This is a genomic window from Burkholderiaceae bacterium (assembly GCA_024235995.1).
In the GTDB taxonomy this organism is placed as follows: Bacteria; Pseudomonadota; Gammaproteobacteria; order Burkholderiales; family Burkholderiaceae_C; genus Ottowia.
Window position 1 is genome coordinate 2,243,973 of sequence record JACKLI010000001.1, and the last position, 20,663, is coordinate 2,264,635.

The 20,663-nt window shown below is 69.7% G+C and carries 22 protein-coding genes; 12 read left to right on the forward strand and 10 right to left on the reverse strand.

The genetic code is table 11. From position 1 onward, the window contains the following. Window positions 1-83 precede the first annotated feature (83 nt). The 6 genes from H6927_10845 to garD all read left to right on the forward strand — a co-directional run bounded on the left by H6927_10845 (window position 84) and on the right by garD (window position 7,366). Window positions 84-809, forward strand: coding sequence for a FadR family transcriptional regulator (locus tag H6927_10845; GenBank protein ID MCP5218594.1), 726 nt, complete (start codon window positions 84-86; stop codon window positions 807-809). An 81-nt stretch (window positions 810-890) separates the two neighbouring features. Then, entirely contained in the window at window positions 891-1,808 is a 918-nt protein-coding gene (gene kdgD, locus H6927_10850; protein ID MCP5218595.1) for a 5-dehydro-4-deoxyglucarate dehydratase, read from the forward strand. A gap of 40 nt (window positions 1,809-1,848) precedes the next feature. After that, window positions 1,849-2,799: a tripartite tricarboxylate transporter substrate binding protein gene (locus tag H6927_10855; protein ID MCP5218596.1), complete on the forward strand. Its 951-nt coding sequence runs from the start codon at window positions 1,849-1,851 to the stop codon at window positions 2,797-2,799. A gap of 139 nt (window positions 2,800-2,938) precedes the next feature. Further along, complete coding sequence (gene gudD / locus H6927_10860) at window positions 2,939-4,267, forward strand: glucarate dehydratase (GenBank protein ID MCP5218597.1); 1,329 nt, start codon at window positions 2,939-2,941, stop codon at window positions 4,265-4,267. Between the two features lie 23 nt (window positions 4,268-4,290). Next, complete coding sequence (locus H6927_10865) at window positions 4,291-5,778, forward strand: aldehyde dehydrogenase (NADP(+)) (GenBank protein MCP5218598.1); 1,488 nt, start codon at window positions 4,291-4,293, stop codon at window positions 5,776-5,778. A 28-nt stretch (window positions 5,779-5,806) separates the two neighbouring features. After that, window positions 5,807-7,366, forward strand: a complete 1,560-nt coding sequence (gene garD / locus H6927_10870) for a galactarate dehydratase (protein MCP5218599.1) — start codon at window positions 5,807-5,809, stop codon at window positions 7,364-7,366. Between the two features lie 150 nt (window positions 7,367-7,516). On the opposite strand, the gene H6927_10875 is transcribed toward garD, so the two are convergent. The 4 genes from H6927_10875 to smpB form a co-directional block, all read right to left on the reverse strand. Beyond that, window positions 7,517-8,350 (reverse strand): anti-sigma factor, encoded by an 834-nt coding sequence (locus H6927_10875; GenBank protein MCP5218600.1) that lies wholly within the window; start codon window positions 8,348-8,350, stop codon window positions 7,517-7,519. Window positions 8,351-8,357: 7 nt separating this feature from the next. Next, window positions 8,358-8,882 carry a sigma-70 family RNA polymerase sigma factor gene (locus H6927_10880; protein MCP5218601.1) on the reverse strand — a complete coding sequence of 175 codons (525 nt, stop codon included), beginning with the start codon at window positions 8,880-8,882 and terminating at the stop codon, window positions 8,358-8,360. 183 nt (window positions 8,883-9,065) lie between these two features. Beyond that, on the reverse strand, window positions 9,066-9,431 hold the full coding sequence (locus tag H6927_10885) for a hypothetical protein (GenBank protein ID MCP5218602.1): 366 nt from the start codon (window positions 9,429-9,431) through the stop codon (window positions 9,066-9,068). 96 nt (window positions 9,432-9,527) lie between these two features. Next, window positions 9,528-10,007 carry an SsrA-binding protein SmpB gene (gene smpB, locus H6927_10890; GenBank protein MCP5218603.1) on the reverse strand — a complete coding sequence of 160 codons (480 nt, stop codon included), beginning with the start codon at window positions 10,005-10,007 and terminating at the stop codon, window positions 9,528-9,530. Between the two features lie 86 nt (window positions 10,008-10,093). Between smpB and H6927_10895 the strand changes: the two genes are divergently transcribed. After that, complete coding sequence (locus H6927_10895; GenBank protein MCP5218604.1) at window positions 10,094-10,546, forward strand: type II toxin-antitoxin system RatA family toxin; 453 nt, start codon at window positions 10,094-10,096, stop codon at window positions 10,544-10,546. Then, a complete protein-coding gene (locus H6927_10900; GenBank protein MCP5218605.1) occupies window positions 10,546-10,869 on the forward strand; it encodes an RnfH family protein in 324 nt (107 codons plus the stop codon). Before H6927_10895 ends, H6927_10900 begins: the two co-directional genes overlap by 1 nt. 52 nt (window positions 10,870-10,921) lie before the next feature. Here H6927_10900 and H6927_10905 read toward each other — a convergent pair whose 3' ends face one another. Next, on the reverse strand, window positions 10,922-11,431 hold the full coding sequence (locus tag H6927_10905) for a DUF4124 domain-containing protein (GenBank protein MCP5218606.1): 510 nt from the start codon (window positions 11,429-11,431) through the stop codon (window positions 10,922-10,924). Between the two features lie 142 nt (window positions 11,432-11,573). On the opposite strand from H6927_10905, the gene guaB reads away from it, so the two are divergent. After that, window positions 11,574-13,043 carry an IMP dehydrogenase gene (gene guaB / locus H6927_10910; GenBank protein MCP5218607.1) on the forward strand — a complete coding sequence of 490 codons (1,470 nt, stop codon included), beginning with the start codon at window positions 11,574-11,576 and terminating at the stop codon, window positions 13,041-13,043. Then, window positions 13,043-13,795 carry a DUF1624 domain-containing protein gene (locus tag H6927_10915; GenBank protein MCP5218608.1) on the forward strand — a complete coding sequence of 251 codons (753 nt, stop codon included), beginning with the start codon at window positions 13,043-13,045 and terminating at the stop codon, window positions 13,793-13,795. Before guaB ends, H6927_10915 begins: the two co-directional genes overlap by 1 nt. Before the next feature lie 110 nt (window positions 13,796-13,905). On the opposite strand, the gene H6927_10920 is transcribed toward H6927_10915, so the two are convergent. The 5 genes from H6927_10920 to H6927_10940 form a co-directional block, all read right to left on the reverse strand. Then, window positions 13,906-14,724, reverse strand: a complete 819-nt coding sequence (locus H6927_10920; protein ID MCP5218609.1) for a peptidylprolyl isomerase — start codon at window positions 14,722-14,724, stop codon at window positions 13,906-13,908. A gap of 61 nt (window positions 14,725-14,785) precedes the next feature. Further along, complete coding sequence (locus H6927_10925; GenBank protein ID MCP5218610.1) at window positions 14,786-15,052, reverse strand: BolA family transcriptional regulator; 267 nt, start codon at window positions 15,050-15,052, stop codon at window positions 14,786-14,788. Between the two features lie 26 nt (window positions 15,053-15,078). Then, a complete protein-coding gene (locus H6927_10930) occupies window positions 15,079-15,642 on the reverse strand; it encodes a septation protein A (protein ID MCP5218611.1) in 564 nt (187 codons plus the stop codon). Window positions 15,643-15,652: 10 nt separating this feature from the next. Continuing rightward, a complete protein-coding gene (msrB, locus tag H6927_10935) occupies window positions 15,653-16,060 on the reverse strand; it encodes a peptide-methionine (R)-S-oxide reductase MsrB (protein ID MCP5218612.1) in 408 nt (135 codons plus the stop codon). After that, window positions 16,057-17,517, reverse strand: coding sequence for a YdiU family protein (locus tag H6927_10940; protein ID MCP5218613.1), 1,461 nt, complete (start codon window positions 17,515-17,517; stop codon window positions 16,057-16,059). The genes msrB and H6927_10940 overlap by 4 nt, the downstream gene beginning before the upstream one ends. Before the next feature lie 137 nt (window positions 17,518-17,654). Between H6927_10940 and H6927_10945 the strand changes: the two genes are divergently transcribed. Together H6927_10945 and H6927_10950 are read left to right on the forward strand one after the other, a co-directional pair. Beyond that, window positions 17,655-19,292, forward strand: a complete 1,638-nt coding sequence (locus tag H6927_10945) for a fatty-acid--CoA ligase (protein MCP5218614.1) — start codon at window positions 17,655-17,657, stop codon at window positions 19,290-19,292. Between the two features lie 111 nt (window positions 19,293-19,403). Continuing rightward, entirely contained in the window at window positions 19,404-20,645 is a 1,242-nt protein-coding gene (locus tag H6927_10950; GenBank protein MCP5218615.1) for a branched-chain amino acid ABC transporter substrate-binding protein, read from the forward strand. Window positions 20,646-20,663 lie beyond the last annotated feature (18 nt).

A 20,663-nucleotide genomic window follows, 5' to 3' on the forward strand; every position in this document is an offset into this window, starting at 1 on the left:
GCCGCACATGGCCAGCTTCAGTCGATTTTGTGATACGACGTCATAAGTCAAACATTGTCGATCTTGACTATGATGTGGACATGATGATTGCGCATCGCCCCCCTCGTGCCCGTCCGCGCTCCCTGACGGTTGAAGTGGTCGAGGCGGTGGGCGACCGCATCCGCGATGGCAGCCTGGCGGCCGGTGCCAAGCTGCCGCGCGAGGCCGACCTGATGGCCGAGTTCGGCGTCAGCCGCACGGTGGTGCGCGAGGCCATTTCGCGCCTGCAGGCCGCCGGCATGGTGGACACGCGGCACGGCGTGGGCACCTTCGTGGTCGGCGCGGGCGACGCGGTGGCCTTTCGCATCGACCCGGAGCGGCTGGCCACGCTGCAGGACGTGATCGACGTGCTGGAGTTGCGCATTGCGCTGGAGACCGAATGCGCCGGCCTGGCGGCGGCGCGGCGCACCGAGGACCAGCTGCAGGCCATTCGCGAGGCCCTGGCGGCCTTCGTGGCGGCGCGCGAGTCGGGGCAGGACGCCGTGGGCGCGGACTTTCAGTTTCACCTGGAGATCGCGCGCGCCACCCACAACCGGCACTTCGTCGAACTGATGAACACCCTGGGCCTGAGCATGATTCCGCGCGCGCGCCTGGCGAGCGGGCTGGCGCCGACGGGCGAGGAGTGGGCCTACCTGGGGCGCATCAACGCCGAGCACCAGAGCGTCCTGGACGCCATTGCGCGCCAGGACGTGGAGGGTGCGCGCGCCGCCATGCGCACGCATCTGGCCAACAGCCGGCAGCGGCGCCAGCTGGCCGCGCGCGGCGGCTGAGCGGGGCGATCAGGGTTTTCACGAAGAACGGTGCCGGGTCTTTAGTTGTACGATGTCATACCAATAAATTGTGGAGATGCCATGAACCCGGATGAGCTCAAGGCGGCCCTGTCGACCGGCCTCCTGTCCTTTCCCCTGACCGATTTCGACGCTGAGCTGCGCTTTGCGCCCAAGCCTTACGCCGCGCGCCTGGAGTGGCTGATGCCCTACGGTGCCAGCGTGTTGTTTGCCGCCGGCGGCATGGGCGAGTTCTTTTCGCTCGAGCCGGGCGAGTACGCGGAGGTGGTCAAGGTCGCGGCCGCCACCTGTGGCCGGCGCACGCCCATCGTCGGCGCCAGCGGCGGCGGCACCACGCTGGCCATCCAGTACGCGCAGGCCACCGAGCGCAGCGGCGCCGCCGGCATCCTGCTGATGCCGCACTACCTGACCGAGGCCGGGCAGGAGGGCCTGGTGGCGCACATCGAGGCGGTGTGCAAGAGCGTGCGGATCGGCGTCATCGTCTACAACCGCGGCGCCTGCAAGCTGACGGCCGAATCGGTCGAGCAACTGGCCGAGCGCTGCCCCAACCTGATCGGCTTCAAGGACGGGCTGGGCGACATCGAGCGCATCGTGCAGATTCGCCGCCGCCTGGGCGATCGCCTGGTCTACATCGGCGGCATGCCGACGCACGAGGTCTACGCGCAGGCCTACCAGGCGCTGGGCGTGCCGACCTATTCGTCGGCGGTGTTCAACTTCATTCCGCGCACCGCCATCGCGTTCTACGACGCCTATGCCAAGGGTGACGCGGCCACCGTCAACCGCCTGCTCGACACGTTTTTCCTGCCCTACATAGCCATCCGCAACCAGGGCGCGGGCTATGCTGTCAGCATCGTCAAGGCCGGCGCGGCGCTGGTCGGCCACGGTGCCGGCCCGGTGCGCCCGCCGCTGTCCGATCTCAAGCCGCAGCAGCGGGAGCAACTCAAGGTGCTGATCGATCGCCTGGGTTCGCAGTCTGTTTGATTCTTTCCCCATCCATTCCCTTAACCCTAGGAGACACCGCATGAAGAAAGCTCTCGCAGGCATCGTCCTGGGCCTGGCCAGCGCCGTGGCCTTTGCCTGGCCGACCAAGACCGTCACCATCATCGTGCCGTTCCCGCCCGGTGGCTCGACCGACATGATCGCCCGCACCATCTCGGCCGAGCTGGGCCAGAAGATCGGCGGCACCGTGGTGGTCGACAACAAGGGCGGCGCCACCGGCACCATCGGCACCGCCCAGGTGGCGCGCAGCGAGCCGGACGGCCACACCCTGCTGGTGTCCTCGCTGGGCCCGTTCGTCATCGCGCCGCACCTGATCAAGGCGCAGTACGATGCGTTGAAGGATCTGGACCCCATCACCGTTGCCGTGCGCGCGCCCAACGTGCTGGTGGTGCCTGCCGCCTCCAGGCTCAAGAGTCTGGCCGACGTGCTGGCCTACCTGAAGGCCAACCCCGGCAAGATGAGCTTCGCCACCTCGGGCGCCGGCAGCAGCGACCACCTGACCTCCGAGCTGTTCTGGCAGCAGACCGGCACCAGCGGCCTGCACGTGCCCTACAAGGGCGGCGGCCCGGTGATGACGGACCTGCTGGGCAACCAGGTGGATTCGTCCTTCATGAACATCAACACCGCGCTGCCGCAAATCCGCGCCGGCAAGCTGCGCCCGCTGGTCATCACCAGCGCCAAGCGCTCGCCGCTGCTGCCCGACGTGCCCACGATGGATGAGAGCGGCATCAAGGACGCCGACGTCTACTCGTGGCAGGCCGTCGCCGGCCCGCACGGCATGCCGGCCGAGCTGAAGGAGCGCCTGCAAGGCGCCATCGCCGCCATCCTGCGCCAGCCCGCCACCAAGGCCAAGCTGGAGGAGCTGGGCTTCGAGCTGGTGCTGAACACGCCGGCCGAATTCGCCAAGTACCAGGCCGATGAATACGCCCGCTGGGGCAAGCTGATCCGCGAGCGCAAGATCACGGCCAACTGACGGGGCCCTGAGCGATTCACCCAGCGGGCACCGTGCGTGCCCGTCGGGTTTTTGAATCAAATCGGCCTCTTGCCCGTGCCAATCATGCGCAAGAAGCTATCAAATCAATAGTTTTTCTGTCCCCTCGTCACGCCCGCCCATGACCGCTCCCCTTGTCCAGCGCATGCAGGTCGTTCCCGTCGCCGGGCGCGACGGCATGCTGCTCAATCTGTCGGGCGCCCACGCCCCCTTCTTCACCCGCAACCTGGTGATCCTGACCGACAGCGCCGGCCGCACCGGCCTGGGCGAGGTGCCCGGCGGCGAGAAGATTCGCCAGACGCTGGACGACGCCCGCGCCCTGGTGGAGGGTCGTCCCATCGGCGCCATGCAGGCGGTCCTGAACGACATCCGCAGCCGCTTTGCCGACCGCGACGCCGGCGGGCGCGGCCTGCAGACCTTCGACTTGCGCACCACCATCCACGCCGTGGCGGCGGTCGAATCGGCCCTGCTCGACCTGCAGGGCCAGCACCTGGGCGTGCCGGTGGCCGCCTTGCTGGGCGAGGGCCAGCAGCGCGACGCGGTGCGGATGCTGGGCTACCTGTTCTTCGTCGGCGACCGCCGCAAGACCGATCTGCCCTACGCCAGCGAGCCCGACGCCGAGGACGACTGGCTGCGCCTGCGCCACGAGCCGGCCATGACGATCGACGCGGTGGTGCGCCTGGCCGAGGCGGCGCAGCGGCGCTACGGCTTTCAGGACTTCAAGCTCAAGGGCGGCGTGCTGCGCGGCGACGAAGAGGTCGAGGCCGTCACCGCCCTGCACGAGCGCTTTCCGCAGGCGCGCGTCACGCTCGACCCCAACGGCGGCTGGTGGTTGCAGGACGCCATCCGCCTGGGCCACAGGATGCGCGGCGTGGTCGCCTACGCCGAAGACCCCTGCGGCGCGGAAGAGGGCTTTTCGGGCCGCGAGGTGATGGCTGAGTTTCGCCGCGCCACCGGCCTGCCCACGGCCACCAACATGATCGCCACCGACTGGCGCCAGATGGCGCACGCGCTGGCGCTGCAATCGGTCGACATCCCGCTGGCCGACCCGCACTTCTGGACCCTGGCCGGTAGCGTGCGCGTGGCGCAGACCTGCCGCGATTGGGGCCTGGCCTGGGGCTCGCACTCCAACAACCACTTCGACGTCTCGCTGGCCATGTTCACCCATGTCGGCGCCGCCGCGCCCGGCAAGGTGACGGCCATCGACACGCACTGGATCTGGCAGGACGGCCAGCGGCTGACGAAAGAGCCGCTGCGTATCGAGGGCGGCTGCGTGCAGGTGCCCAAGCGGCCCGGCCTGGGCATCGACATCGACCTGGCCGAGGTCGACAAGGCGCACCAGCTCTACCTGCAGCACGGCCTGGGCGCGCGCGACGACGCACAGGCCATGCAATACCTGATCCCGAACTGGCGCTTCGATCCCAAGCGGCCCTGCCTGGTGCGCGACTGAGCACGCCAACATCACACTTCCCCATGACTGTCCTGCAATCCTTCGATGCCCGCACCGGCCAGCCCATCGACGCGCCCGCCGGCCACCCGCTCATCGCCACCACGCCGGCGCAGCTCGACGCCGCGGTGCGCGCCGCCGCCGCCGCGGCGCCGGCCTGGGCCGCCAGCGACGGCGCGGCGCGCGCCCGGCTGCTGGACGCCCTGGCCGCGGCGCTGGAAGCCCGGCGCGACGAACTGGTGGCGCTGGCCGACGCCGAAACCGCCCTGGGCGCCGGGCGCCTGCAGGGCGAGCTGGACCGCACGGCGTTCCAGTTGCGGCGCTTCGGCCGCATGGCGGGCGAGGGCTTGCCGTTCCGGCACGTGGACGACCCCGCCGTGGCCGGCGCGCCGCCGGCCGGGCATCCGGCCATGATGCGCGTGCGCGTGCCGCTGGGCCCGGTGGCCATGTTCGCGGCCAGCAACTTTCCGTTCGCCTTCTCGGTGCTGGGCGGCGACACCGCGGCCGCGCTGGCCGCCGGCTGCCCGGTGGTGGTGAAGGCGCACAACGGCCATCTGCTGCTGGCCAACCGTGTGTTCGCGCTGATCCAGGCCGTGCTCGAGGCCCAGGGCCTGCCGGCCGGGCTGCTCGGCCTGGTGCAGGGCGAGGGCAACGGGATCGGCGTGCAGCTGATCCGCCACCCGGCCATTGCCGCCGGCGCTTTCACCGGCTCCACCCGCGGCGGCGCCGCGCTGCAGGCCGAGGCCAGCGCGCGTGCGCGGCCGATCCCCTTTTATGGCGAGCTGGGCTCGGTCAACCCCGTCATCGCGCTGCCGCCCGTGCTGCGCGCCCGGGGCGCCGAGCTGGCGACCACGCTGGCCGGCTCCATCACGCTGGGCTGCGGCCAGTTCTGCACCAGCCCGGGCGTGATCGTGCTGCTGGACGACCCGGCCAGCGACGCCTTCGTGCGGCAACTGGCCGCGGCCCTGGCCGCGCAGCAGCCGCACGCCATGCTGACGCCCGGCCTGCGCCAGGCCTTCGACGCCGGCGTGGCGCGCTGGAGCGGCGCCGGCGCGCAGCCGCTGCTGCACGAAAGCGCCGCCGCGCCCGAGCCGCCGCGGCCGGTGCTGGCCCAGGTCGACGCCGCCCGCTTCATCGCCGCGCCGCAGCTGCACGACGAGGTGTTCGGCCCGGCCAGCCTGGTCGTGCGCGCGCGCAACGTGGCCGAGGCAGTGCAGGTGCTGCAGGCCCTGGGCGGCAGCCTGACCGTCACGCTGTGGGGCGCCGACGAGGAAAGCGCCGACGCCCAGGCGCTGGTGCGCGCGGCCATGCAGGTGGCCGGCCGCGTGCTGTTTGCCGGTGTGCCCACCGGCGTGGCGGTGACGGCGGGGCAGCAGCACGGCGGGCCCTGGCCCTCGTCCACCCAGCCGCTGAGCACTTCGGTGGGCGACGCCGCGCTGGAGCGCTTCCTGCGCCCGGTGGCGCTGCAGGACACGCCGACCTGGCTGGCGGCGCGCGCCGGCCGGCCGGTTTGAGCAGGCGCTCAGGTACGGAGTCCGGGTCATGACCGCCACCCAAGCTCGCTCGCCGCACGTCATCCGCATGCATGCGGCCGACAACGTGGCCATCGTCGCCAACGTCGGCGGCCTGGAGGCCGGAACCGTGCTGGACGGCGGCCTGACCCTGCGCGAGCGCGTACCGCAGGCGCACAAGGTGGCGCTGCTCGACCTGCCCGAGGGCGCGCCCGTGCTGCGCTACGGCGTGGCCATCGGCTACGCGCTGCGGCCGATCGCCGCCGGCAGCTGGGTGCACGAGCGCCTGCTGCGCATGCCCCAGGCACGCTCGCTGGAGGGGCTGCCCAAGGCCAGCGTGCGGCCCCCGCCGCTGCCGCCGCTGGAGGGCTACACCTTCGAGGGCTACCGCAACCCCGACGGCTCGGTCGGCACGCGCAACCTGCTGGCCATCACCGAGACGGTGCAGTGCGTGGCCGGCGTGACCGCGTTCGCCATCGAGCGCATCCGCGCCGAGCTGCTGCCCAGGTACCCCCACGTGGACGGCGTGGTGGCGCTGGAGCACAGTTACGGCTGCGGCGTGGCCATCGACGCGCCGGATGCGCAGGTGCCCATCCGCACCGTGCGCAACCTTGCGCTCAACCCCAATTTCGGCGGCGAGGTGATGGTGGTCAGCCTGGGCTGCGAGAAGCTGCAGCCGGCGCGCCTGATGCCGCAGGCCGCGGATGCCGGCGCCCAGGCCGAGCCGCCGCTGGACGTCGTGGTGCTGCAGGACGAGGCGCACTTGGGCTTCATGGCCATGGTCGAGTCGATCGTGCGCCAGGCCGAGCTGCACCTGAAGCGCCTGGATGCGCGCCGGCGCGTCACGGTGCCGGCCAGCGAGCTGGTGGTGGGCGTGCAGTGCGGCGGCAGCGACGCCTTCAGCGGCGTTACCGCCAACCCGGCCGTGGGCTTTTGCACCGACCTGCTGGTGCGCGCCGGCGCCAGCGTGATGTTTTCCGAGGTGACCGAGGTGCGCGACGGCATCGACCAGCTCACGGCCCGCGCCGCCAGCCCCGAGGTGGCCGAGGCCATGATCCGCGAGATGGCCTGGTACGACGCCTACCTGCGGCGCGGCGGCGCCGACCGCAGCGCCAACACCACGCCGGGCAACAAGAAGGGCGGCCTGTCCAACATCGTCGAGAAGGCCATGGGCTCGATCGTCAAGTCGGGCTCCGCCTCCATCTCCAACGTGCTGGCGCCGGGCGAGAGGCTGCGCGCCAGGGGCCTGACCTATGCCGCCACGCCCGCCAGCGACTTCATCTGCGGCACGCTGCAGATGGCCGCCGGCATGAACCTGCACGTGTTCACCACCGGCCGCGGCACGCCCTACGGCCTGGCGGCCGTGCCGGTCATCAAGGTCGCCACGCGCACCGCGCTGGCGCAGCGCTGGCACGACCTGATGGACCTCAACGCCGGCCGGATCGCCGACGGCGAGGCCAGCATCGAGCAGGTGGGCTGGGAGCTGTTTCGGCTGATGCTCGACGTCGCCAGCGGCCGCCAGAAGACCTGGGCCGAGCACTGGAAGCTGCACAACGCGCTGGTGCTGTTCAACCCGGCGCCCGTGACCTGAGGCAACGCTGAACAAGTCCCATGCGCGTCGCTCATCCCTGATTGGGGCGGTCTGCGGCGTTGCAAGTGCTCGCGATAGTTCCAGCTATCGCTGCGCTTTGCGCCTTGCATCCCATCCCCAATCAGGGCGCGCGCCATCGCAGGGACTTGTTCAGCGTCGCCCAATCTGCTGCGTGCCGGCCGGCTGGGCCGGGGCGTGCTGCAACTGCTCGTACACCACCGTCGCCAGCGCCTGCAGCGCCGGCCGCGGCAGCTCGCCCGTGATGGCGTAGCCGAAGCCGCGCTCCACCCAGTAGAAGCTCGCGACCGGCCCCTGCTGGTCGAAGCGGAAGGTCTCGAGCGGCGCGCCGTCCAGCGCGCCCAGGTACAGGGTGATGCGCTGGCCGGCGGCGTTCTGGTACATGAACTGGGCGCGGGCGCCGTGCTCGCCCGGTAGCAGCCGCCCACCGACCAGCTCGAACCCCTGGGCCTGCAGGCCGGGCACCGTCAGCGGGCGCGCCAGGCGCTTGGACAGCCATTGCACCAGGTGCTCCTGCTGGTCGGCGGCCACCTCCACGGGGTGGCGCTGCTCGGGCTGGTAGACGGCGTAGGCCACCGCGGCCTGGCGCACGAACCGCGCCGGCGGCGCGCCTGCGGCGGCCTGCATCGCGCCGCCGGCCTGCTGCCCGTGCAGGCCCCAGCCAAGGCCGAAGGCCAGCATCCAGCCTGCCGCCATGCCGGCCCATGCCAGCCGGCGCCGCTGCGCGGCCCGTGTGTCGTGCAAGCGGCCCGCGGCGCCCAGCAAGGCGTCGGGCACGGGGCGGTCCAGCCAGTCGCGGTGCAGCGATTGCAGCGCCTCGCGTTGCTGGCGCCAGGCCTCGGCCTGCTCGCGCGCCGAGGGATCGAGCGCGGCGTCCACGGCTTCGGCCCGGGCCGCGGGCAGGCGGCCATCGACCAGGGCGTGCAGCTCGTCTTCGTGCAAGGGGGCGGGGCGGCTGGCGGTCATGGCGGCATCACTTCAGGCGGCGCAAGGCCGTGTTGGGGTGGATGGGGCGCTGCGGCGTGCGCGCGGGGGCCTGTTCCATCAAGGCCCGCATGCGCTCGCGCGCCCGGGACAGGCGCGACATCACGGTCCCCAGCGGAATGTCCAGCACGCGCGCCACGTCGGCGTAGGCCATGTCCTCCAGCGTCACCAGCAGCAGCACGGCGCGCTGCTCGGCCGGCAGGCGCTGCAGGCAGCGGTCGAGGTCGATCGCGGTGTCGCCCGCCACGTCCGCCGCGCCGGCCACGAAAGCCAGCGCCTCGTCGTCCAGCGCCTGCACCGGCACCAGCGTGCGGCGCTGGTTCAGGTACAGGTTGTGCATCAGCGTGAACAGCCAGGCGCGCAGGTTGCTGCCGCGGCGCCACAGCAGCCATTTGCGGCAGGCGCGCTCCAGCGTGTCCTGCACCAGGTCGTCGGCCGCCCAGGCGTCGCCCGTCAGCGCGCGCGCATAGCGGCGCAGCCCGGGTAATTGCTCGACGATCTGGGCGGGGCTCATTGGTCAGCTGCGATTCCAGTGGTACGCACTACCCGCAGCGCATGAGACCCCAAGAGCCGAAAGGCCGCGGAGCAGGCCATGCGCGTAAGCCCCTGGTCGGGGTTCCCCCGACCAGAGGGCGTGCCCCCTTGCAGGGGGAAGGCGCAACAACGCGCAGCGTGTGGAGACTGGGGGTGGGTCATTTCATGGTGTGGCGGTGTGCCACAGGTTGATCTTGCCGTCGCCGCCCTTGTCGCCTGGCTTGGTGTCCTGGGCCCAGTAGTACAGCGGCTTGCCCTTGTAGGCCACCTGCTTGGCGCCGCCATCGCGCTCGATCAGGCTGTAGCCGTCGCCACTGGGCGCCGTGGTGGCGGTCAGGGGCGGCCAGTTGGTGGCGCAGCCGTCGTTGCAGGCCGACTTGCCGCTGCCCGCCACGTCCTTGTCGAAGGTGTAGAGCGTCATGCCGGTGGGGCCGACGAGGGCGCCGTCGTGGACGCTCACCTGGGCCTGGGCCAGGGCAGGCCCGCCGGCCACGGCGAGGGCGACGAGCAGGGTTTTGAAGGGGGTCATGGTGTTCTCCGTTCGAGTGTCGGCGTGCGTGATTGCGGCCTGACGGGAGATGAACACCGGGGACTGGGCTTTTATTCCACGGCCCGAGAAAAAAATTCAGCGATGCCGGCTCTTGAGCGCCCGCTCCACCTCGCGCTTGCCTTCGCGCTCCCGGATGGTGTCGCGCTTGTCGTGCGTGGCTTTGCCTTTGGCCAGCGCGATCTCGCACTTCACGCGGCCGTTCTTCCAGTGCAGGTTGATGGGCACCAGGGTGTAGCCCTTTTGCTCCACCTTGCCGATCAGCCGCTGGATCTCGTCCTTCTTCATCAGCAGCTTCTTGGTGCGGGCCGAGTCGGCGCGCACGTGGGTGCTGGCGGTGCCCAGCGGGTTGATCTGGCAGCCGATGACGAACAGCTCGCCGCCCCGGATCACCACGTAGCCGTCGGTCAGCTGCGCCTTGCCGGCGCGCAGGGCCTTCACCTCCCAGCCTTCCAGCACCATGCCGGCCTCGAAGCGTTCCTCGAAGAAGTAGTTGAACGCGGCCTTCTTGTTCTGGGCAATGACCGGGTTGGTGGAAGCGGGTTTTTTCGTCGCCATCGGGGCAATATGAGGGGTCTGCCGCGGCTTGCAAGCGGCGCCGGCGCGCGGACTGCACCTTAAAATCAGGAGCAATCGCGCATTCTATGAAATCCGTCCACAAGTCCGTCCTGATCTGGTACACGCCGGCCGAGATGTACGCGCTGGTCACCGACGTGGCGCGCTACCCCGAGTTTCTGCCCTGGTGCAGCCACGCGCGCGTGCTGTCCGAGACCGAGACGGGCATGACCGCCGAGGTCGGGATCGCCCTCAAGGGCGTCAAGCAGAGCTTCACCACCCGCAACGAGCACGTGCCCGACCGCGAGGTGCGCCTGCACCTGGTCGACGGCCCGTTCTCGCGGCTGGAGGGCGACTGGCGCTTCACCCCGCTGGGCGACGGCACGCAGCGGGCCTGCCGCGTCGACCTGAAGCTGGACTACGGCTTTTCCAGCACGTTGCTGGCGGCCGTGGTGGGCCCCGTGTTTGACCGCATCGCCGCCAGCATGGTGGATGCCTTCGTCAAGCGCGCCGAGCAGGTGTACGGCGCCGCCGCGGTGTGATGGCCGGATCGATCTCGGTGCTGCTGGTGCGCGCACCCGGCCCGCGGCAGGTGGAGCAGCGCGCCCTGCGCCTGCCCGCGGGCAGCACGCTGGGACAAGCCCTGGCGGCCGCGGGCTGGCCGGCGCCAGGCGCCGCCGACGTGGGCATCTGGGGCCGCCGGGCGCCGCTGGATCGGCCGTTGTGCGACGGCGACCGGGTGGAGCTGTACCGGCCGCTGAAGGTGGACCCGAAGGTGGCCCGGCGCGAGCGCTTCGGCCGCCAGGGTGCGCGCACGGCGGGGCTGTTTGCCCGCCGGCGCCCCGGTGCCAAGCCCGGGTACTGAAAAAGGAAAACGGCCCGGTGGGGCCGTTGGCTTTCCATGGCGGGCCGAGGCGCTACTTGCAGCTGGCGGCGATGATCTCGTTGACGCGCTTGAGTTCGGCCGCGCGCTGCGCGTCGTCCAGCACCTCGCGCTCGCCCTGGGCGTTGACGCGGGCCATGCGCATGCCCGAGTCCAGCGTGGCCTTGGCGCCCTGGGCGCGCTTGCAGTTGTCGGCGCGAGCAGCGGCCTGACGCGCCTCGTCGGCCTTTTGCTTGGCGGCGTCGGCCGCCTCGGCCTGCTTTTTCTTGTCGTCCAGCGCCTTGTCGACGCCCGGCGCCGGGGCCTTGCCGGCCGTCGCCGTTGCCGATGCCGCCGGCATGGCAGCCTCGGCCGCGGCGGGTGCGGCGGCCAGCGCGGCGCCGCCGCGCGGCTGCGACAGGATGTTCTTGACCGGGATGTCAGCCGGCGGCGCGCGGTCGCTGAACACGCGGCGGCCGTCCTTGTCGATCCACTGGTACTGCGCCACGGCCGACAGGCTGGCCAGCAGCAAGCCGGCGAGGAGGAGGGGGCGATGCAAGGTCATGGGGTGCCCAGTTTAGCGGCAGGTGACGAAAAGTTGCACAAGGGTACAAGCCTATGGGGCCTCGGGAGCGGCGAGTGTGTCGAATTGGGCACGAAAATGGACCGGCAAGCGCTTCGGTACAATCCGTTTTTTGGAGCAAACCATGCGCCTTCTAGGCCCCGCGCTGACCTTCGACGACGTGTTGTTGGTGCCGGCATTTTCCCAGGTCCTGCCCAAGGACACCGCGCTTTCCACCCAGTTCACGCGCCGCATCCGGCTCAACCTGCCGCTGGTTTCGGCCGCCATGGACACCGTCACCGAGGCCCGGCTGGCCATCGCCATGGCGCAGGAGGGCGGCATCGGCATCGTGCACAAGAACCTGACGGCCGCCGAGCAGGCAGCTCAGGTGGCCAAGGTCAAGCGCTACGAGTCCGGCGTGCTGCGCGACCCGGTGGTCATCACGCCCGAGCACACGGTGCTGCAGGTGATGCAGCTGTCGGACGAGCTGGACATCAGCGGCTTTCCGGTCATCGACCAGGGGCGCGTGGTGGGCATCGTCACCGGGCGCGATCTGCGCTTCGAGACCCGCTACGACGTGCCGGTGCGCGCCATCATGACGCCGCGCGAGCGCCTGATCACGGTGCCCGAGGGCACCAGCCATGCCGAGGCCAAGGCGCTGCTGAACAAGCACAAGCTCGAGCGCCTGCTGATCATCGACGGGCAGGACCGCCTCAAGGGCCTGATCACGGTCAAGGACATCACCAAGCAGACCACCTTTCCCAACGCCGCGCGCGACGACCATGGCCGCCTGCGCGTGGGCGCGGCGGTGGGCGTGGGCGCCGGCACCGAGGAGCGCGTGGACGCGCTGGTCAAGGCCGGCGTGGACGCCATCGTGGTGGACACCGCGCACGGCCACAGCCAGGGCGTGATCGAGCGCGTGCGCTGGGTCAAGCAGAACTACCCGCAGGTCGACGTGATCGGCGGCAACATCGCCACCGCCGGCGCGGCACGCGCGCTGGCCGAGGCCGGCGCCGACGGGGTCAAGGTCGGCATCGGGCCCGGCAGCATCTGCACCACGCGCATCGTGGCCGGCGTGGGCGTGCCGCAGATCACCGCCATCCACAACGTGGCCGAGGCGCTGGAGGGCACGGGCGTGCCTCTGATCGCCGATGGCGGTGTGCGTTTTTCGGGCGACATCGCCAAGGCGATCGCCGCCGGCGCGCACAGCGTGATGATGGGCGGCATGTTCGCCGGCACCGAGGAAGCGCCGGGCGAGATCGTGCTGTACCAGGGCCGCAGCTACAAGAGCTACCGCGGCATGGGCAGCATCGGCGCCATGCAGCAGGGCAGCGCCGACCGCTATTTCCAGGAGAGCAGCACCGGCAACCCCAACGCCGACAAGCTGGTGCCCGAGGGCATCGAGGGCCGCGTGCCCTACAAGGGCAGTGTGGTGGCCATCATCTTCCAGCAGGCCGGCGGCCTGCGCGCGGCCATGGGCTACTGCGGCTGCGCCACCGTCGACGAGCTGCGCGCCAAGGCCGAGTTCGTGCAGATCACGGCCGCGGGCATCCGCGAGTCGCACGTGCACGACGTGCAGATCACGAAAGAGGCGCCCAACTACCGGGCCGATTGATGCCGGGCGCCCGCCACCCGCGCGTGGACGCCCTGCGCGGGCTGGCGCTGGTGTCGATGACGGCGTACCACTTCGCCTTCGACCTGAACCACTTCGGGTATATCCGGCAGAACTTCTACGACGACCCGCTGTGGACGCTGCAGCGCACGGCCATCGTCAGCCTGTTCCTGTTCACGGCCGGCCTGGGCCAGGTGCTGGCGGTGCAGGCGGGGCAGGGCTGGCGGCGCTTTGGGCGGCGCTGGGGGCAGGTCGCGGCCTGCGCGGCGCTGGTGTCGCTGGGCTCGTGGTGGATGTTTCCGCGCAGCTGGATCAGCTTCGGTGTGCTGCACGGCATGGCGGTGATGCTGCTGCTGGTGCGTGCCGGTTTGCAAGGGCGCGCCCTGCGCGGCGCCTGGCCCTGGCTGCTGGGCCTGGTGCTGATTGCCGCCGCGCCGCTGCTGGGCCAGTGGGCCGCCGCCCAGGCCCCGCCCGCGCTGGCGGCGGCGCTGGACGGCCGCTGGCTGAACGGCCTGGGCGTGGTCACGCACAAGCCCGTCACCGAGGACTACGTGCCGCTGCTGCCCTGGCTGGGCGTGATGCTGCTGGGCGTGGGCGCGGCGCGGGCGCTGCCGCAAGCGTGGCTGGGCGGGCCGGTGGGGCCGGTCGGCCGCGGCCTGGCGCGGCTGGGGCGCCACAGCCTGGCGTACTACATGCTGCACCAGCCGGTGCTGATCGGCGCGCTGATGGGGTGGGGTGCACTGCGCGGTTTTTAAGCCCAATCGGGCTCTGGCCGGCAACCCATCTGCGCAAGCAGCTATCAAAACAAAAGCGGGCAGGCTGCTTGCGCAACCTGCCCGCCGTGCCTGGGTGAGGCTGAGGAGGCTTACTCGACCTTGGCCTTCTCGCGCAGCTCCTGCTGGTACTTGGCCAGCTGCTGCTGCTCCATCTGCTGCTTGAGCTGGGCCTTGACGGCGTCGAAGGGCGGGGGCTCGGGCGCCTTGGCGTCGCGCTCGTCCTCGAGCTGGATCACGTGGTAGCCGAACTGGGTCTTGACCGGCGCGTCCGTGGTCTGGCCCTTCTTCAGCTTGGCCAGCGCGGCGCCGAACTCGGGCACGTAGGTGCTGGCCGGGGCCCAGCCCAGCTCGCCGCCGTTGGCGCCCGAGCCGGTGTCCTTGGACTGCTTCTTGGCGATGTCCTCGAACTTGCCGCCTTTCTTGAGCTGGGCGATGATGTCCTTGGCGTCGCCTTCCTTCTCGACCAGGATGTGGCGCGCCTTGTATTCCTTGGTGCCGGCGGCTGGCGCCTGGGCCTTGATCAGCTTGTCGTACTCGGCCTTGGCCTGCTCGTCGCTGATCGGATGCTTCTTGGCGTAGTCGGCGAACAGCTCGCCGATCAGCACGCTCTGGCGCGCCAGGTCCATCTTGGCCTTGAAGTCGGGCGTGGCCTGCAGGCCCAGCTTCTCGGCCTCCTGCATGAACACCTCGCGCGCGACGACCTCGTCGCGCAGCTGGTTCTGCACCTCGGGCGGCACGGGCTGGCCGGTGCGCGCGGCCTGGGCCCTGATCTGCGTCTCCAGCGCGTCCAGGCGCGCCTTGGGCACCGGTTTGCCGTTGACGATGGCGACGTTTTGGGCCATGGCCGGCAGCGCGACGGCGCCCGCCAGCAGGCCGGCCGCGCAGGCGGCCAGAAGCTGTTTTTTCATGGTTGCAGTGAGAACAAGGAAATCCCGGACGGGACGAGAGAGAAGGAAACGAACGTGGGCCTCAACCCGTGGCCTCGATGGCCAGGGCATGCACCCCTTGCCGGTCGATGAAGTCCTGCAGGGCATCATACACAAGGCGATGGCGCGCCACGCGCGGCAGCCCGGCCAAGGCCGCCGCCGTGATGCGAACCCGGAAATGCGTGCCGAATCCGGTGCCGTTGGCGCCGGCATGGCCTTCGTGCTGCCAGCTTTCATCCAGCACTTCGAGCGCGCTGGGCGCAAAGCGTTCACGCAGGCAGGCCTGCATCTGCCCGGCCAGGGCGGGCATGGGGGTGCCGGTGGTGGCGACGCGGTTCATTCCGGCGCTCCGGGATGGGCCTGGGTGGACTCGGCCGGCTCGATCAGGTGGCGCGCCACGTAAAAGCCCTGGGCGACGATGAAGGCCACCGGAAACACGTAGCCCCACAGCTTGAAGTCGGCCCAGGCGTCGGTGGAGTAGTAGGCCGCCACGTAGCCGTTGAGCGCCGCCATGAACAGGCAGTAGGCGATCCAGGCCACCGACAGGCGCAGCCAGGCGAAGTCGGGCAGGGCGATCTGCGCGCCCAGCATGGCCTTGAGCACGTTCTTGCGATAGCCCCACTGCGCCACGGCCAGCGCCAGCGCCATGGCGGCGTACAGCACGGTGGGCTTCCACTTGATGAAGCGATCGTCCTGCAGCGCCAGCGTGAGCGCGCCGAAGACCAGGATCAGCGCCAGCGTGGCCTTGTGCATGGTGCTGAGCTTGCCGTCGATGCGGTAGACGACGGCCATTTGCGCGCAGGTGGCGGCCATCAGCACGGCGGTGCCGGCGTAGATGCCCCACAGCTTGTAGGCGCCGAAGAACAGCAGGATGGGGAGAAAGTCCAGAAGCAGCTTCATGAGGCGGTGATTATCGCGGCTCGAAGTCGAGCGAGGCCGAGTTCATGCAGTAGCGCAGGCCGGTGGGCGCCGGGCCGTCCTCGAACACGTGGCCCAGGTGCGCGCCGCAGCGGGCGCACAGGGTTTCGACGCGCACCATGCCGTGGCTGGTGTCGCGCCGCTCCTCGATGGCGCCGGGGATGGCCAGCGAGAAGCTGGGCCAGCCGCAGCCGGCGTCGAACTTGGTGCCGGATTCGAACAGTTTGTTGCCGCAGCAGATGCAGCGGTAGCTGCCATCCTGCCAGTGGCGCTCGTACTTGCCGCTGAAGGGCCGTTCGGTGGCGGCGTGGCGCGTGACCTGAAACGCGCCCGGCTCGGCGCCCTTGGCGGCCAGCAGGGCCTGCCATTCGGTTTCGGTTTTCTGCACAGGATGGGTCATGAGGAACAGCTGATCTGGATGTGGGACGCCCAGTCGGGTGGAAAGCCGGCCCAGTCGGGATGGGCCGGGTGCTCGTCGAACGGGCGCTCCAGCGCGCCCAGCAAGTCTTGGAGCAAGCCGAAGTCCTTAAGTTTCGCCCGCGCGATGGCCTGCTCGGCCAGGTGGTTGCGCAGCACGATGGCGGGGTTGGTTTTGAGCATCAAATCGGGGCTGTGCCCGGATGGATCATGCCCGATAAGCTCTTGATATTGTAGCAACCAGGCATCCCATGCGGTGCGGTCGACGAACAGATCGCGCACCGGCTCGCCGCCCGTGCCCGCCATCTGCCGCGCCAGGCGGCGCCAGAAGATGGGGTAGTCGGTGCGCTCGCGCGCCAGCAGCACCAGCAGCGCGTCAACCAGTGCGCCGACGGCCGGCGTGGCCCGGCCGAAGCCCAGCTTGGCGGCCATGCGCGCGGCCAGCGCGTCGCCGTAGAGGTCGGCAAAGGGCTCGATGGCGGCGATGGCGCGCTCGCGCCCGCCGATCAGCGGCAGCAGGGCCTGGCCCAGCGCGCACAGGTTCCAGTGCGCGACGGCGGGCTGCTGGTCGAAGGCGTAGCGGCCGCTGCTGTCGGAATGGTTGCAGACGTGGCCGGGATCGAACCCTTCCATGAACTGGAATGGCCCGTAGTCGATGGTCAGCCCCAGGATGCTCATGTTGTCGGTGTTCATCACCCCGTGCATGAAGCCCACCGCCTGCCACTGGGCGAGCAGGCGTGCCGTGCGCTCGGTCACCTGGCCCAGCAGCGCGGCGTACGGGTCGGCGGCCGCGCGGCACGCGGGATAGAAGCGCTCGATGACGTGGTCGGCCAGGGCCTTCAGCTCGGCGTGCTGGCCGCTGTGGCTGAAGTGCTCGAAGTGGCCGAAGCGGATGAAGCTGGGCGCCACGCGCGTCACCACGGCGGCGGTCTCCATCGTCTCGCGGCGCACCGGCAGGTCGGAGCCCACCACGCACAGCGCGCGCGTGGTCGGGATGCTCAAGGCCTGCATCGCCTCGCTGACCAGGAACTCGCGGATCGACGAGCGCAGCACCGCGCGGCCGTCGGCCATGCGCGAGTAGGGCGTCAGGCCGCTGCCCTTGAGCTGCACCTCGAGCCCGCCGGGCGTTTCGCCCAGCAGCAGCGCGCGCCCGTCGCCCAGCTGGCCGGCCCAGACGCCGAACTGGTGCCCGCTGTAGACGCTGGCCAGCGGCGCGCTGCCGGGCAGCAAGGCGTTGCCGCCAAAGGCCTGCAGAGCGTCGTCGCTGCCCAGCCAGTCCGGGTCGATCCCCATCTCGCGCGCCAGCGCAGCGCTGCGGCCCACCCAGTACGGGGCCGGCAGCGGCGCGGGCGCCAGCGCGGTGAAAAAGCGCGGGCCCAGGCGGGCAAAGGCGCTGGGCGCAAGCCGCAGCGGCGGCGCGGCGATGGCGGACTCGGTCATGCATGGATTGTCGGGCAGCCACCGTTTTCCTGCCCGTCACGGGTAAACCCGAAGTACCAATTGTCAAGCGGGGCGCGGAAGCGCTCGCCTTCAGCATTAGGATCGGCGTGTTTTTATCCATCCAACGAGGAATACCGATGCTGGGCCTGATGCAGAACCAACCGCTCCTGATTTCGTCGCTGATCGACTTTGCCGAGCGCCACCATGGCGACGGCGAGATCGTCTCGCGCCGGGTGGAAGGCGACATTCACCGCTACACCTACCGCGACCTGGCCCGGCGCGCCAGGCAGCTGGCCAACACGCTGGACGCCGCCGGCGTGCCGGCCGGCGAGCGCGTAGCCTCGCTGGCCTGGAACGGCTACCGCCACATGGAGCTGTACTTCGGCGTGGCCGGCTCGGGCCGCGTCGTGCACACGCTCAACCCGCGGCTGCACCCGGATCAGATGGCCTGGATCATCAACCACGCCGAAGACCGCGTGCTCTGCTTCGACATGAGCTTCCTGCCGCTGGTCAAGGGCATTCACGACAAGTGCCCCACGGTCAAGCAATGGGTCGCGCTGTGCGATGCCGACAAGCTGCCGGCCGATTCGGGCATTCCGGGCTTGGTCAGCTACGAGGCCTGGATCGGCGGTGCATCGAGCGAGTACGCCTGGCCGGACATGGACGAAAACACCGCCGCCGCCCTGTGCTACACCAGCGGCACCACGGGCGACCCCAAGGGCGCGCTGTACAGCCACCGCTCCACCGTGCTGCACGCCTATGCGTCGTCCCTGCCCGACGTGATGTGCCTGTCGGCGCGCGACAGCGTGCTGCCGGTGGTGCCGATGTTCCACGTCAACGCCTGGGGCCTGCCGTACGCGGCGGCACTCACCGGTTGCAAGATGGTGTTTCCCGGCCCGGCGATGGATGGCAAGTCGATCTACGAGCTGATGGAAGCCGAGAAAGTGACGTTTGCCGCCGGCGTGCCGACCATCTGGCAGATGCTGCTGGCGCACATGGAGGCCAACGGCCTGAAGTTCTCGACGCTCAAGCGCACCGTCATCGGCGGTTCGGCCTGCCCGCCGGCCATGATCGATACCTTCCGCGAGCAATACGGCGTGGACGTGCTGCACGCCTGGGGCATGACCGAGACCAGTCCGCTCGGCACGCTGTGCACGCTCAAGAACAAGCATCTGGCGTTGCCGGCGAAGGAGCAGATGGCGATCCGCCTGAAGCAGGGGCGCGGCATCTTCGGCGTCGACATGAAGATCGTCGGCGACGACGGCTCCGAGCAGCCCTGGGACGGCAAGACCTACGGCGACCTGCTGGTGCGCGGCCCCTGGATCATGGACACCTACTTCAAGGGCAAGTGCCCGCTGATCAAGGACGCGCAGGGCCGCGGCTGGTTCCCCACCGGCGACGTGGCCACCATCGATGCCGACGGCTTCATGCAGATCACCGACCGCAGCAAGGACGTGATCAAGTCCGGTGGCGAGTGGATCAGCTCGATCGACATCGAGAACATCGCCATGGCGCATCCGGCGATCGCGATGGCCGCCTGCATCGGCATGCCGCACCCGAAGTGGGACGAGCGCCCGATCATCGCCGTGGTCAAGAAGCCCGGGGCCGAGGTCACGCGCGAGGAACTGCTCAAGTTCTACGAAGGCAAGACCGCCAAGTGGCAGATGCCCGACGACGTGGTGTTCGTCGACGCGATCCCGCTGGGCGCCACCGGCAAGATGCTCAAGACCAAGCTGCGCCAGGACCTGAAGGACTACAAGCTGCCGGGCCTTTGAGCCGGCATGGCAGTCACATGGGTGATAGCGGCTAGGGCAAACCCCGGTTCGTCCGTGCCGCCAAAGCCGGTACGCTGAGGTGTGTTGATTCACTACCAGGAGATCCCACCCATGCGTCTTGCCATCCAGTTCGTTGCAGCCTGTGCCATCGTGGCCTGTGCCGGCGGCGCCTACGCCCAGAAGGGACAGACCGTCAAGATCGCCATGATCGAAGGTCTGTCCGGCCCCATGGGCAACGTGGGCTCCAACCAGCTCAAGAGCTGGCAGTACGTGGCCGAGCACCTGAACGCCGCCGAGAACCCCGCCGGCGTCAAGTTCGAGATCGTGCCCATGGACAGCAAGAGCTCGCCGCAGGAGGCGCTGAACCTGCTGAAGTCGGCGGTCGACCAGGGCATCCGCTACGTCACGCAGGGCAATGGCTCCAACGTGGCGCTGCCGCTGGCCGACGCGGTGGGCAAGAACAACGAGCGCAACCCCGGCAAGGAGGTCATCTACATCAACTACGCCGCGGTCGATCCGGCCTCCACCAACGAGAAGTGCAACTACTGGCACTTCCGCTTCGACGCCGACACCACCATGAAGATGGCCGCGCTCACCAGCTTCATGAAGGGCCAGAAGGACATCCACAAGGTGTACATGGTCAACCAGAACTACTCGCACGGCCACCAGGTCAGCAAGTACTTCAAGGAAGGCATCGAGCGCAACCGGCCCGACGTCAAGATCGTCGGCGACGACTTCGTCGCCCTGGGCCAGGTCAAGGACTTCGCGCCCTACGTGGCCAAGATCAAGGCCGCCGGCGCCGACACCCTGGTGACCGGCAACTGGGGCCAGGACTTCACGCTGCTGGTCAAGGCCATGAATGACGCCGGCCTGCACATCCCGATCTACGCCTACTACGCCGGCGTGTCGGGCACGCCCACCGCGCTGGCCCAGGGCAAGGACCAGGAGGTCTACCAGATCTCATACGGCCACTCCAACATGGCGGGCCGCCTGGGCGAGCTGGAAAAGGGCTTCAAGGCCAAGTACAACGACGACCTCTACACCTACTCGGTCTACAACGCCATGGTCGCGCTGTCCGACGCCATGGCCAAGGCCAAGTCCACCGACCCGGTGAAGGTGGTGGCGGCGCTGGAGGGCCTGCGCTTCAAGGGCTTCAACGGCGAGGACGCGCAGATGCGCTCCACCGACCACCAGCTGCAGATGGGCATGTGGATTTCCAAGTGGCAGAAAGTGGACGCCAAGAACAGCTACAGCGTGGAGAACACGGGCTACACCTTCGCGCCGGTGAAATACCTGGAGCCCTTCGTCGCCAGCACGCCCACCACCTGCCAGATGAAGCGCCCGGCCAAGTAAGACCATGACCCATCACGC